Below are 13,713 nucleotides of genomic sequence, written 5' to 3'. Positions count from 1 at the left end.
ATTCCTGTAATGAAGAAATATGAGGTTTGAATATAAAAAAGCCCCTTGGTAAGATATGAGTGTCCAAAGCTTGGCGGCAAAAAGGACACAAACAAATTACCAGGAGGCTATTTAAATGAATTATAACCAAAATGAAAAGATTGCTCAAATTACTTCTCAAACATTAATTATAGGTGTTGATATTGCTAAATACAAGCATGTGGCAAGAGCTCAAGACTTTAGAGGTTTAGAATTTTCGGCACCCTATTACTTTGAAAATTCAAATTCTAGCTTTAACTGTTTCATAGAATGGATTAAAAATTTAATGGATCAAAACAAAATGGAAAAAGTGATTGTAGGAATGGAGCCGACAGGTCACTATTGGCTTAATTTAGCTCACTTTCTTAAAGAAAAAAATATTAAATTTGTAGTTGTAAATCCTATGCATGTAAAGAAGAGTAAAGAGCTGGATGATAATTCTCCAACGAAAAATGATGTAAAGGATGCAAGAGTTATTGCACAGTTGGTCAAAGACGGGAGATATGCTGAACCGAATATTCCGCATGGAGTTTATGCAGAACTTCGAGTGGCTCGAAAAATACGTAATCTCCTAGCTGTTGATCTTCAAGCAGTTCAGGGGCAAGTCCATAATTGGATAGACCGCTACTTTCCAGAATTCCTTACGGTATTTAAAGATTGGGAAGGTAAGTCGGCGATCCAATTATTAAAACTAAATTTATTGCCTCATGAGTTAGTGAACCTTTCGGAACAAGAAATATTAATACATCTTCGAAAAGCTGTTAAACGTGCAGTTGGAATCGGTAGAATAAAAGAACTAAAGCAGGTTGCCACTGATTCTATCGGCATTCGTGAAGGTTCGGGTATGGCTAAATTAGAGCTAAGCACGTTAATAGACAAATATGAGCTTATAAAGGAAAAGTTCGAAGAACTGGAATCTAAAATAGATAAACTTCTTGAACAAATTCCTGGTGTTGAACAAATGTTGGCGATTAAGGGAATAGGGAAAGACACGGTTGCAGGCTTTTATGCGGAGGTTGGAGACTTAGGCAACTACACCCACCCTAGACAGATTATCAAATTGGCTGGGCTGAGCCTGAAGGAAAATACATCTGGAAAGCACAAAGGACAAACCAAAATTACCAAGAGAGGAAGGAAGACTTTAAGAGCACTCCTCTTTCGGGTGGCAATGCCTTTGGTCGCTAAAAATAAAGCTTTTAAAGCATTACATGAGTATTTTACAAAACGCCCAAATAATCCATTAAAAAAGATGCAATCGTTGATTGCAATATGTAACAAGCTTATACGAATTCTGTTTACCATCGGTAAAAAGCAGTGTGAATTTAGTGAAGAACGTATGTTAAGGGACATTCCTCATATGGCGGAATTACAGATAGCAGCTTAAATTTCTTTTAGTGAAATTCATTAAGTAGTAGTTTTATTGTTTTAGACATTTGAAGCACGGATTAGTCAGTAAATCAACTAAAATACGGGCAAGGACCCTGTCTGGCAGCATGACTGACATCCACCTCATGGAAAGGTTGGACGAAGGAATTTTGGAGCTTGGACTCTGTGAGAAATGGGAGGGTTGACCTCCATGAGAAATGTGGAGATCTACCAGTGCGACCATACTTTATCTAGTTATCCAACTTTTGGATAAGGTTGGTTTGGTTAACTATAAGTTTCTTTTTCACTTTGTCCCCAAAATTATCCTTTAGTACACTATAATTCCAATATTCAAATGGACTTTAAAACAAACTACTACGAAATTTGGAGAAAACAAGAGAAATCGTGAGATTTTCCTTTCTATATAGAGGGAGGTTACTTGAAGAAGGTTAATAGTAATTTTTGGTCGAAAATAATAAGGGTAAAATCGAAAAGTTAAATGAAGGGAATTAAATTTATGAAAAAGCTAAACTGGGAAAGACATCAGCTTTGGGAAGGCAGCATACTTACTTCAATAGCCCACGCAATTATGGTGGCACACTATCCTGAATTGTCAAATGAACATTCCTGGGATGACAATAATTATAATGTACAAGATAGTTCAGGTGCTCGTGGAACAATAACCTTTCATCCCAACTATGTGATCGGTGCTTTTCGAAATGATTATAGTGAGCGAGTATCCGAACATATAGTTGCACTTGATTACTTTAAAGATGTACCCGAAGAAGTAAATGATGTTGCAATTAACGAAACTCTTCAATATTTGTTAGATGAAATTGATGGGAAGACGGTCCCAGTCGTTACTACTGCTTTTTGGGGAGATAATAATGGGACCTATTCAAACGATAACTTTGAGGACTTTATAGAAAACGGAGGTTTCCTAATTGAAAGGCAAGCTTCGGATATTGAAACAGCAATAAATGAATTGAGAGAGGATTACGAAATGTCCAAATCTCAAATAAATCTGCTTCGCTCGATCTATGAAAGAAAAATAAGTAACCCTAATGGTGACATTATTTTGACTGAGAGTGAAATTAGAATGATCGAATCAGACGATGAAGATGGTCTTAACGAAAGCAGAATATCGTTTGAAGAACTCGGCATCGTGTGGGAGATATAGAGCAGCCCTTTATTGAGCTAACGGGTGCTTTAACACAATAAGAAATAAAATTAAAGAGCCTAAAATATGCAAGTTTTTATGCAATATTTGCGTATTTTAGCTCTTTTTACGCTGCCATAAACAGGATTTTTTAATTGCCAAATACACACGTATTAAAATCTACTTTGCGGTCTAGAACAGCAACCCTGTGATTAGGCCATTTAGGTAAAATGTATTCTAAATATTTGATTACCTTTTCATCAGGAGACGCATAGCCAACATTCAACTTACTAATTAAATATGGACCGAAATCGGGAAGTAAAGCATCTGCCCATTCCTCCGCTTGTCTTTTCGAATCAAAAATACGAATATCTTCCTCATAATTACCATTTATCCATACGATGTTCTCCATAAAGTCACCCACTTTTTTTGGATTTAAGAGAAATAAAAGTAATCACATCATAAATTACCTTTAAGATAACTCAATTTAATCGCCCAAAAGGGGCGGTAGCAATTTATAAGTTGCTTATTTAAATATTGCCATTCTTTTATGGAGCAATAAAGAAAACAAGGATATTAAAATCCCAGCAAGCAAAATCCATCCTTTTATCTCATATGAAATCATTACAATAAGTTCCCAAAAATTTGTGGGACCAGAATTTGAAGAATTACTGTACGGATAACCGAAAATAAAAGGAATAAGCCCAAAAATAGTAAGTATGATGCCAACTATCAATAAAAACAAAGATATTTGTTTCATTAGACACCCCCTTGTTTATATTATATATAATTTCACTGAAAATTCAGTCATATGGAAGTTTATTTTTTTCTTGTTCAACTCCTGCTAGTTAGTTCAATAAGAAAAAGGGCTGCCACAGCAACCCAATTGTTCAACAAACAGGTACACGTAACTTTAAGTACATTTTCAATTTTAGCAAATTGAAAAGAGCTGTGTTAAAATTCTCCTATTGAATTTTAGGCTGACTCAACATCAATCCAATTAATATTTAAGTGTTTAAAGGTGCCATGCTCGGTGCCCAAATTTTTAAAATTACAAATCACAAGAAAACATTAGGAAGCAAGAAAGCTTGATTTATCAATACTTTAGGGCACATTAAGGTACTAGAAAAACAGGTGTCAGCAAACTTCAAAACTGCTTGAGACCTGCGTGCCAGGTCTGGTGGGTTCGATTCCCACGCAGTCCCGCCAAATAAACCCAGTGATATCAAGGACTTCCGACTGTTTTTAAGCTCTGTTTTTCTGGCTGTTTGAACAGTGAGTTGGAGTTAAAAAGTCACCAGTATTTTTTCTGAAAATTACTTAGTTCTAGTGCGACTGACTATAGGTGTACTAGTGTGTCAAATCCACCAAATTTGTATGAAGGGTGGATTTTTTTATGCAAACGGATAGGAAAACCCAACGTAAAGGTTCGAGAACTTCACATAGTAATAACTGCTTTAAACAAACTGAACAAAAGATGACTCTGTTTGAAATGTTTGAGCGATTTATGGCCTTCAAACAAACTGAGGGTTTGGCAAAGCCTACAATCCAAGGCTATTATGAACATTTTCATTATCTCAATGATTACTTGGGAGGAGATGTTCCTAATGAAGAAGTTACTGTTGAATTGTTTCGAAATTATATTGGCTATATGCTTAATGACCAAGGTTTAAAACCCACTACTGTTAATGTACGTATCAGAACAAATCGTGCTTTCTTAAGACACTGTTATCAAGAAGAATGGATTAAAATACCTATACACGAAAAATTTAAGCCAATTAAAACTCCCGAAGATGAAATACAATCTTTTACACCAGCAGAAATAAAAGCGTTATTAAACCAAGTTGATGATTCAAGATTCGTAGGATTCCGTGATAAAGTTATGATCTATGTCTTATTGGATACTATGGTCGGTATATTGGAACTCCTTAATATGAGGAGAAGTAACGTGGATTTAAAGAGTGGGTACATCAAACTTGAACCGCATGAAACCAAGACAAAGCGTAGTAGGAGTGTTCCAATATCAACAAAAACAATTAAACTTCTCGAAGAATACATGAGGGAGTCAGACGATTTCGGTAGCGAATTCTTATTTGTTTCCTATGACGGTAGAAGAATTCTTAGTAATACATGGAGGAGAAGGCTAACAGAATTAGGTGAAATGGCTGGTATCTCTAATAAAAGAGTATCGCCTCACACTTTTAGACATACAGGTGCACTATTCTATACTATGAATGGCGGTGATCCATTTTCTTTACAAAAAATACTGGGTCATTCTGACATGAGCATGGTTCGAAAATATAGAATGGGAAAAGAAAGGAATTATCCAGGCTATTATCACCCAAAATACAGATGGCTTTCATTCTGGAAATTTGAAAGTTTCTGAGCTTCATGGCACACTCAGCCATTGTCATTGTAATACCTGTGGAAAAATATATGACAATCAACTTTTCTTAGAAAATCAAACACATTGTAACTGTGGAGGATTTATAAGACCATCTGTTATTCTTTTTGGAGAGTCACTATCAGAAGAGGCTATAGCAATGGCTGAGGAAGAGACAATAAAAGCCGATTTATTTATTGTTCTTGGCTCTTCGTTACAAGTTTCACCAGCGAATTATTTTCCAACTTTAGCAAAACGAAATGGAGCAAAGGTGGTGATTGTGAATGGCGAAAAAACACCTTTAGATCCAATAGCAGACCTAGTAATTAATGATAAAAAGATTGGCAATGTCTTAGAAGAAGTGAATAATCTTTTTATAATAAAATCAAAAGTTGAAATGATTCTAGAAGTTGGCTGGAAAGGAGGAAGTATTTCATTGGTTAGGCATATTATAAATAATTCAGTTAGGTATTGTGTTACAACAAATGAAGGTGCCTTATATGATGAAGCAGATGATTTACCTATAGAAGCATATTTTCAAAAATCAGGTCTTGTATCAGAAATTTTTCAAGCAATGAAAGTTCTGACCGATACCCATGGGCACAATTGGTTCCAATAAAAGTTCATGATGATTATAAGGAATATATATTTAATCAAGTTATGAAAAGAAAACCAAGAGATATTGATAGGTGGAAAAGGGTATGTAATTGAAAGTAAGTTAGAAAATGGAATCTTTGGGACTCACACAAAATGTATGATTACTGAGTTATAAAAAAAGTACGATATAATTAATATTAGTGAATTTGGCAAAGATACTAGTGATATAAATAGAAAAATATTAGTGATAAACTCATTTGAAGTTTATTTGGTTGGGTTTCTTCCTAATGTAGCAAATTACAAAAATACATAATTAGTACGGGGAGTCTTTAAAACTGTTCGTGCGGTGCGTGCCACCGTAGCTGGGTTCTTTCTCAGGTAATCCCGCCAAATTTTGGGACATGGGGTCCTATGGTAGAGGGCTTTTCGTTAGTGCCAGCACTGATTGGTGCCATTATTGTCATCATTATTGCTGGAATCATTGCAAAGCATTAGATTTTGTTGAAATGGGAGTAGAAGTTTTGCCTTTTGCACGAGGGGCGGGTTCTGTATAGAACCTGCCTTTTTGATTTTTTAGTAAGACTATGTAACAAAATACCCAAAAGGTTGCCAATAAAAAGCTGTTTTTTCCCTTGTCCACAACTTCATATCATATTTACTTGAAAAATCTAATAGAAATGTTAAGTAAAGAGTTGGATTAATTAATCTACTAATTGGACAAGGGGATGAATGGTGTATGAATCGAACGGATCAATTGATTGCGATACTGGGAATAGGAACGGCTGTACCAGAATTTTGTTTAGATCAAACAGATACTTCACAAAGATTGGCTGAAGCATTAAAAGAGTACCCGGACTCTATGCGATGGGCAAAAAGAATATTTAAGCAATGCGGAGTGGCAACTCGGTACACGTGTGAACCGAATCTGTTGGAATCCGCCGAAGATTGCCGTTATTTTTCACAAAATTCCAATCGACGATTTCCTTCAACCGCTGAACGAATGGAGATCTATAAAAAAGCGTCTGTACCGCTTGGATTGAACGTTGCGAGAAAGGCACTTGAAGATGCGAAAGTGGATGTGTCTGACATAACGCATTTAATCACGGTTAGTTGTACAGGACAGTTTCTTCCGGGATTGGATACAGAATTGGTCAAAGGTTTGGGACTAGCTGAAACGATTAATCGGATTCCGCTTAACTTTATCGGATGCGCAGCGGGCTTAAAAGCTGTTTGTATGTCACGGCAAATCGTGTCGAATAATCCTACCTCAAAAGTATTAATCGTGTGTGTGGAATTATGTACGCTTCACATTCAACCGTCTACCCAACGTGAGGCTTTATATGGAACCAGCTTTTTTGGGGATGGAGCTTCTGCATGTATTGTAGGTTCTGCAGGAGCTGAGCATACTGCGATTTTTCAATTAGGAAAGGAGCATTCCGTTCTCCTGCAAGACGCTGCAGGGGATATGGTGTGGGAAGTAGGCGATTATGGTTTTGATCTTTATCTGTCACCGAATATTCCTAAACTGATTGGCCAATTTGTTCCGGAACAGGTAAAACACCTATTACGTGATGATCAAAAGCCTGATATTTGGGCTATACATCCCGGAGGTAAAGGGATTATCGACAAGTTAGAAGAAATATTCGAACTTACGGAAGAACAGACCAGACCTAGCCGTAACGTGTTGCGCAATTTTGGAAATATGTCTTCTGCTACCATACTATTTGTGCTCAATGAAATGAGACAAGAGTTACAAGCTCTTCATTCTAAGTCAGCCAGCGGTTTAGCCTTAGCATTTGGGCCGGGTATTACCTGTGAGATGATCCAGATCACCTATCTCCCATCCGTTACTTTACAAGCACAGCAGTACGTTCACGATCATGTTTAGAGGGTTTAAGGAACGTGCGATCGAACCAGAGATGATGGATGATTTTTCAAAAGGAGGAATAGAGCTTCAGAAGGCATTGCAACATCTTCGTATCATTAATCGGATTTTTGGCGCCTCCGCCCCAACACTTTATGGCGTACAACGATTATGGAACGAAGCGAACAAGCCAAGGCATTTATCAATCCTGGATATTGGATCAGGCTCCGGAGATGTGAATCGGCGCATTCTGAAATGGGCGGATAAGAACCAGATTGATTTAAAGATCACTTTAGTAGATATCACAGAAGAAGCCTGTGAAGAGGCAAGGCAATTTTTTCACAATGAACCGCGGGTAGAGGTAATCCGAAGCGATTTATTTGAGCTTTCTAAAAACTGTGCGGATTTGGTAACGGGAACGCAGTTTGTTCATCACTTTGCTGCAGATGATCTTCAAAAAGTAATCGTAAGGATGTTAAAGGCTTCGAGGATCGGCATAGTGGTCAATGACATCCATCGGCATTGGATTCCTTGGACCGCGGTGTGGCTGACATCAAGAATAATCTCTAATAACCAATATATCTTAAATGACGCACCGTTGTCTGTGGCAAAAGGGTTTCGTTTGGAGGATTGGAAGAATCTCGAAAAAGCATTGGGGGAATTAAACATGTTCTATTCCTGGAGACCTTTGTTTCGATATGTAGTGATAATCGGGAAACACAAGATCTAATCCATATTTTCGGAGTTGATTGTAATGAATCGTATCCAAGATGTAGCGGTACTTGGAGCTGGGATTGCTGGCAGCAGCTTGGCCAAATCTTTAGCAGACCGGGGGTGGGAGGCTGTTTTAATCGACCGTAAGCAATTCCCGAGACATAAAGTCTGTGGAGAATTTTTTTCCCCTGAATCTCGTAGTATGTTGAGACATTTTGGTCTGCTTGATGATGTGGAAGCTTTACAGCCAAGTATGATCAATAAGATAAGGCTAATTTTCAATTATGGCGATCCTTTAGAAATCCCTTTACCTGATAATGCAATTGGGATAAGCCGATATTCACTGGATTCCACTCTGCACAGCGCGGCGCTTAGATCCGGTGTCCATGTAAAGACCTCTACTACGGTTGAATCTGTGACTCCCCATCAAAGTGGATTCAGAATTGAGACAAAACATAGTGGGGAGAGAAAAACCTATTATGCGCGGGCCGTTATCGCAGCATGGGGTGCTAATGCTCGCTCAGGGCTCCCCGGGTTTAAACCGAATAGAACTGAAAAAAACACGTATATCGGCGTGAAATCCCATTTTAAGGTAACTGAAATGGAGCCGATTGTAGAGCTTTATTTTTTTGATGGCGGATATTTGGGTATTGCCCCAATCGAAGACGGATTGATCAATGTTGCGGCATTGTTGAAAAGGAACGATTTCCGGCACAATGAAAAGACGGTTTTAGGACTAATTGATTCTGCTTGCCGCAGGAACTCGAAGTTGTATCAAAAGCTATCGAATGCCGTTCCAATCTCAAGTTCACAGGCTGCTATTGCTCCGGTAGTTCTAAACCGTAAACCACTTGCATGGGAGATGATTCCCCATGTAGGAGACGCCTCACTCATGCTTCCGCCACTCTGCGGGGACGGGATGTCGATGGCTCTACGCTCGGCCCAATTGTGTGCACCTTTGGCAGACGGTTATTTGTCAGGAGACCTAACATTTGATAAGTGGAAGGATGAGTATTCACATTCTATTCAGCGGGAATTCAAGGGTCCCTTAAAATGGGGAAGACTTCTCCAATGGCTATTGGATGTACCTGCTATGCCCCGGCTATTATTAGGGACAGCGCATCTCACACCAGGTTTGGTAGATAGATTGGTTCAAGCAACCAGGTTAAAAGAAAGCAACTTGTAGTTAGCATCCCAACTCATTTGGCAACACCCTTCACATACCTTTCGTGAAGGGTGTTCTTCGGTAAATAAAGAAAAGGAGCATAGTCATGAACCTTCGTAAGCTTGCCAATATCTCCATTAAATATCCAAAAGTAATCATCCTAATTTGGTTATTATTTTTTATCATTTTCGGATTTTCTGCCCCAAAGCTACCTACTGTTCTAAAGGATCACGGCTTAATACCGGATGGTGAAAGTACCATTGTTCAGCACACCATGTCAACTGACTTCCACATTCCCGAGGATCCCGTCATTCTCGTTTTTGAAAAAAAAGAATCTGTATCCGATGAAAATTTTCGATGGTTTATTCAGAAAACATTATTTCAATTAAAAGGAATCGACGGACTAATCCAAATGGTATCACCGCTCCAAAGAGAGGGGATGACCAATGGGAATTTCGCTTATGCTCTGTTGGCTTTTAAACAAAAAACCTACGAGATGACGCCTGTACTTGATGAAATCCAAAGACGTCTGCCAATGAATACAGAAATCTCGGTGAAATTGACAGGAAAATCTGTCGTCCAAACTGATGTGAATCGAGCGAGCCAAACTGATTTAATAAAAGCAGAACGGATAGGAATTATAGCTGCTTTTATCATACTATGGCTGGCTTTTGGAGGAGCTATTTCCGCTATGATTCCCATTATTATTGGGGTGATCGGTGTTACAGGTACCATGGGAATCATGTACTGGATGAACACCGAGGTCGAATGGTCCAATTTTGTATTGAATGTGATTCCGATGGTGGGACTTGCTCTTAGTATTGATTTTGCTTTAATGCTAGTTAGTCGGTTTCGTGAAGAATTAGAAAGAAAGCCTGCTGAAAAAGCACTGGTTATAACGATGGAGACAGCTGGTAGAGCTGTTTTATTTTCAGCACTCAGCGTCCTTTTGGGATTAATGGGGATTTTATTTATTCCTTTACCTATGTTTTTTACCATTACTTTAGGAGCTATGATGGTGTTAACAGTTTCCGTACTGTTAAGTTTAACATTGGTTCCGGCACTTTTGTATGTATTGAGGCCTGTAATATTAGCAGAAAACAAGTCATTTTATAGACTCAAAAAATGGAATTTTTGGTCCGTCATATCACTTTACGTTATGAGAAGACCAGTTCATTTGGGTTTATTGGCTGCCTTCCTCATAAGCATTTGTATCCTGCCTTTGAACAAAATGGAATTGGTTATTCCAGATGCAACATCCTTACCGAAAGACTATAATTCTAGACTCGCTTTCGAGACCTATCAGACTCATTTTGTTTCTCCAACTAATTCAGAGGTTTATATCGTAGCGCATGGGAAAACAGATAGCTTGAAAAAAGATGATTGGTTGAACGCTTATGCACTAATTCAAAGATTAGAATCCGATCCTGAAGTACAAAAAGTGGATTCTGTTTTTTCGAACCTGCGAATGCCGCCCGAGCAGCTGGCCTCCATATTTCAAAAACCAATATTAAAAGCGAAATACAAACCCTTCCTTCAACATTTTGTTAAGGGAAATAAAATACTCATACATGTTACAGTAAAGGGTGAGCCTTCATCTTATAACGTTATGAGTTGGCTCAGACATTGGGAGCAGGAAGGAGAACTCTCAACTATACCTTTCATGTTGGGAGGCGAACCAAAATACCAACAAGAGGTTTTTGATGATGTATTTCAAAACATCAAGTACGTGCTCTTCTTTATTATCGTTTCCAATTATGTAGTCTTGTTTATTGCATTCCGATCCGTTCTCGTTCCGTTAAAAACGATTGTTATGAATCTCTTAAGTCTAGGAGCATCGTTCGGTATCCTAGTATGGGTATTTAAGGAGGGGAATTTTGGAATTGAGCCGAACAAGATTGCGATCATGATTCCTGTATTTATTTTCGGAATAGTGTTTGGGATCAGTATGGATTACGGGGTATTCCTGGTATCGAGGATCTTTGAAGAATACAAAAAAACACGAGATAATAATCAAGCAGTACTGGTAGGACTATCCTCTATTAGCAGGATTATAAATTCAGCTGCTGCCATTATGATATCCGTTACATTGCCGTTTGCATTCGGAGATGTAATAGGGATTAAACAATTAGGGATCGGTATTGCAGCAGCGATTTTCATTGATGCTACTGTAATAAGGATGGTATTAGTTCCATCTTTAATGAAAATGATGGGAAAATGGAACTGGTGGGCACCAGGTTGGTTGAAATGATGAAGAAAATGGTCTATCTAACGATAAAACACTCACAAATGCTGTTAAAACAGCATTTGTAAGTGTTTTTTGTAGGTAAAAATAGTAATTGAAATTCAAGGTAAATTTCTTCAAAAATTAAAATTGCACATTTTCCGGATGGCATTTCCAATTATACATTGAAACCATCGTTTCAATAAATTCATTATATTCTCTACACTTGATCAGTTTATTTATATTATTGATATCACTCAATATTATGGTAATAGGATCAAAAATTTCATTGAAAATTTGTCGTTCATTGGCTTTGAAACATAACATAATAACTAATTGAATGGGCTTGTTGCTCCAAACAATATCGTTTTCACTGATTAATACACTTAAACCAGTTTTTTTAGCATGCATTTCCATAGAATGAGGAATGGCAAATAAGTTGAATGCTGTTGAAGACATTTTTTCTCTTTCCAAAATTTCCGCCTCAAAGTTTTCCCAAACATAATGTTGAGCCTCAAGTTTTTTCACCATATGATGAATGGCATCAACCTCATTTTTTATATCATTATTAATTTCAAAAAGCTCTGGAACGATAAGTTTTCTTAGATTTTCTTCAAAATGCCTTTGCTTCTTTTGGATTTTGATTTGGACCATTTTTTCACGGATAGAATTTATGTCTATTCCATTTAGAAAAAGTCCAATTTGCACGATTGGGATATTTAATAACTCAGCAATTGGTAAAGTTGAAATGATGAAATCAACGGGAGAAATTTTTTTAATTCGCTTTCATCCGTCAAAATATTTGTAATTAGGATATCTGAAGAAAAGTGTCTGTTTATAGAATCGGCTAATCGCAAATTAATATCGTAATAATTTGGGCAAAAAATAACCGCTGTAATTTTAGTGCTAAATATTTTATGAGATCCAATTGCGCTGCCTAAATGGAAGGCTATATAAGCAATTTCATCATCGTTAATCGTTACTTCTGTCTTTTGCTTGATGACCTTGGCCAGTGAAACGGAAATGTCATAAATTAAAGGGCAAGCAGTTTTAATGCCATCTTTGAGTGGGTTTTTACTGAAATAATTATTGCGTGCTCGAACTAAAAGGTTTCGTAAATGTAAAACAAATCTAATAAAAAAGTCCTGTTCATCGAGCTGAATATAATAAAACATTTTCATGTATTTAATCAGCTCTTTAACCAGATCTAAATTTTCTTTTCCAACATAATCGATCAGATTTGAATGATCGATTAATTTATAATCAATTGAAGTGGCCCGAGAAGCGAGAAGAAGAGCAAATTCATAGGTTTCTTCATCGGAATAAAGAATATTAAAATGATTTTCAAGTATTTTTATTACGTTCTTTGCAAACTCTAAATCACGTTTTTTAATAGGTGGCAGGACCTCATCCTTCAAATCGGTTCCGTACCCCAAGAGTACATGCACTTTGCTCCTGTGTTCCCTATCATCTCTCCATTTATCTGCTACTTTGCGGTCTATGACAGCAACCCTGTGACTAGGCCTATATGGAGGCTTTTATCATATTGTTGGCAGGATAATCAATGGACCTGATTTATGGATACCAACCGAGGAAGGGGAACAGTTTTCTTCTCTAGGTCATAATGATATTGAGATAGGGTTTAATAAAGATTTAGCATTAGTACCAACTGAATTCCCTAGACCAGTAATTCAGTTTGAATTTCAAATGAATGTTCCGTGGTTGTTAAGCTAACGGGTGCGTTAGTTGAAGAAGACATAATCTATTCTAATAACGATTTTGTAGTTCTGATCTTCAACAATCGGGCGCGATTGTGGAACAAGAAGTAAAAAGGTGGTACATATTATACATGACTAATATGTATCACCCTTTATTTTTTATGACTTTTTACGATTTAGGTCTTGATAAGTTTTAAAGATACAACAGTAACTAAGCAAAAAAGCCAAACCCTTGATACTTATGGGTTTGGCTCTTTGTCTTTCTTCCTAAAATTGCAATTATGTAAACTAACTTTGTATAAAGTATACATAGAATAAAAAGAGAACGGTAGCCATCCAATGTGGTCCCCGTCCTTCTACTCATTACTAATAGTTATTAAAGTCAATAAGACCACAGTTGTATTGGAAATTACTTCCTGAGACTATGTTAACAAATGATATGTTTATATAAACTTTAACTTAGAAGTAAAGGAATTTGGTAAAAGCAAAAGATTGATAACAGTCTT

The 13,713-nt window shown here is 37.2% G+C and carries 12 protein-coding genes; 8 read left to right on the top strand and 4 right to left on the bottom strand.

Translation table 11 applies throughout. The features are described from left to right. The first annotated feature begins 115 nt into the window (after positions 1-115). Both AC3ANV_RS14680 and AC3ANV_RS14675 read left to right on the top strand, forming a co-directional pair. Complete coding sequence (locus AC3ANV_RS14680; protein ID WP_307414353.1) at positions 116-1,402, top strand: IS110 family RNA-guided transposase; 1,287 nt, start codon at positions 116-118, stop codon at positions 1,400-1,402. 498 nt (positions 1,403-1,900) lie between these two features. After that, complete coding sequence (locus AC3ANV_RS14675) at positions 1,901-2,563, top strand: hypothetical protein (RefSeq protein ID WP_488309484.1); 663 nt, start codon at positions 1,901-1,903, stop codon at positions 2,561-2,563. A 130-nt stretch (positions 2,564-2,693) separates the two neighbouring features. On the opposite strand, the gene AC3ANV_RS14670 is transcribed toward AC3ANV_RS14675, so the two are convergent. Next, positions 2,694-2,954 (bottom strand): hypothetical protein, encoded by a 261-nt coding sequence (locus AC3ANV_RS14670; protein WP_307413757.1) that lies wholly within the window; start codon positions 2,952-2,954, stop codon positions 2,694-2,696. A gap of 114 nt (positions 2,955-3,068) precedes the next feature. After that, on the bottom strand, positions 3,069-3,302 hold the full coding sequence (locus AC3ANV_RS14665; protein ID WP_307413758.1) for a hypothetical protein: 234 nt from the start codon (positions 3,300-3,302) through the stop codon (positions 3,069-3,071). 636 nt (positions 3,303-3,938) lie between these two features. On the opposite strand from AC3ANV_RS14665, the gene AC3ANV_RS14660 reads away from it, so the two are divergent. The 6 genes from AC3ANV_RS14660 to AC3ANV_RS14635 all read left to right on the top strand — a co-directional run bounded on the left by AC3ANV_RS14660 (position 3,939) and on the right by AC3ANV_RS14635 (position 11,516). After that, on the top strand, positions 3,939-4,928 hold the full coding sequence (locus AC3ANV_RS14660; protein WP_488309483.1) for a tyrosine-type recombinase/integrase: 990 nt from the start codon (positions 3,939-3,941) through the stop codon (positions 4,926-4,928). Then, a complete protein-coding gene (locus AC3ANV_RS14655) occupies positions 4,843-5,544 on the top strand; it encodes a Sir2 family NAD-dependent protein deacetylase (protein ID WP_488314229.1) in 702 nt (233 codons plus the stop codon). Before AC3ANV_RS14660 ends, AC3ANV_RS14655 begins: the two co-directional genes overlap by 86 nt. Before the next feature lie 714 nt (positions 5,545-6,258). Further along, positions 6,259-7,410 carry a type III polyketide synthase gene (locus AC3ANV_RS14650; RefSeq protein ID WP_307413762.1) on the top strand — a complete coding sequence of 384 codons (1,152 nt, stop codon included), beginning with the start codon at positions 6,259-6,261 and terminating at the stop codon, positions 7,408-7,410. Continuing rightward, positions 7,403-8,116: a methyltransferase domain-containing protein gene (locus tag AC3ANV_RS14645; RefSeq protein WP_307413764.1), complete on the top strand. Its 714-nt coding sequence runs from the start codon at positions 7,403-7,405 to the stop codon at positions 8,114-8,116. The genes AC3ANV_RS14650 and AC3ANV_RS14645 overlap by 8 nt, the downstream gene beginning before the upstream one ends. Positions 8,117-8,140: 24 nt before the next feature. Continuing rightward, complete coding sequence (locus AC3ANV_RS14640) at positions 8,141-9,286, top strand: NAD(P)/FAD-dependent oxidoreductase (protein WP_488309482.1); 1,146 nt, start codon at positions 8,141-8,143, stop codon at positions 9,284-9,286. A gap of 85 nt (positions 9,287-9,371) precedes the next feature. Then, positions 9,372-11,516: an MMPL family transporter gene (locus AC3ANV_RS14635; protein ID WP_488309481.1), complete on the top strand. Its 2,145-nt coding sequence runs from the start codon at positions 9,372-9,374 to the stop codon at positions 11,514-11,516. Between the two features lie 117 nt (positions 11,517-11,633). Here the strand turns inward: AC3ANV_RS14635 and AC3ANV_RS14630 are convergent, their stop codons facing one another. Together AC3ANV_RS14630 and AC3ANV_RS14625 are read right to left on the bottom strand one after the other, a co-directional pair. Then, the gene (locus tag AC3ANV_RS14630) at positions 11,634-12,197 is read right to left on the bottom strand and encodes a PTS sugar transporter subunit IIA (RefSeq protein WP_307413771.1); all 564 of its coding nucleotides are present in this window, start codon (positions 12,195-12,197) and stop codon (positions 11,634-11,636) included. 11 nt (positions 12,198-12,208) lie between these two features. Next, complete coding sequence (locus AC3ANV_RS14625) at positions 12,209-12,937, bottom strand: PRD domain-containing protein (protein ID WP_488309480.1); 729 nt, start codon at positions 12,935-12,937, stop codon at positions 12,209-12,211. Between the last annotated feature and the right edge of the window lie 776 nt (positions 12,938-13,713).

The organism is Neobacillus sp. DFD-2R, assembly GCF_057747865.1.
This window is presented reverse-complemented; position numbering and strand designations above follow the sequence as displayed.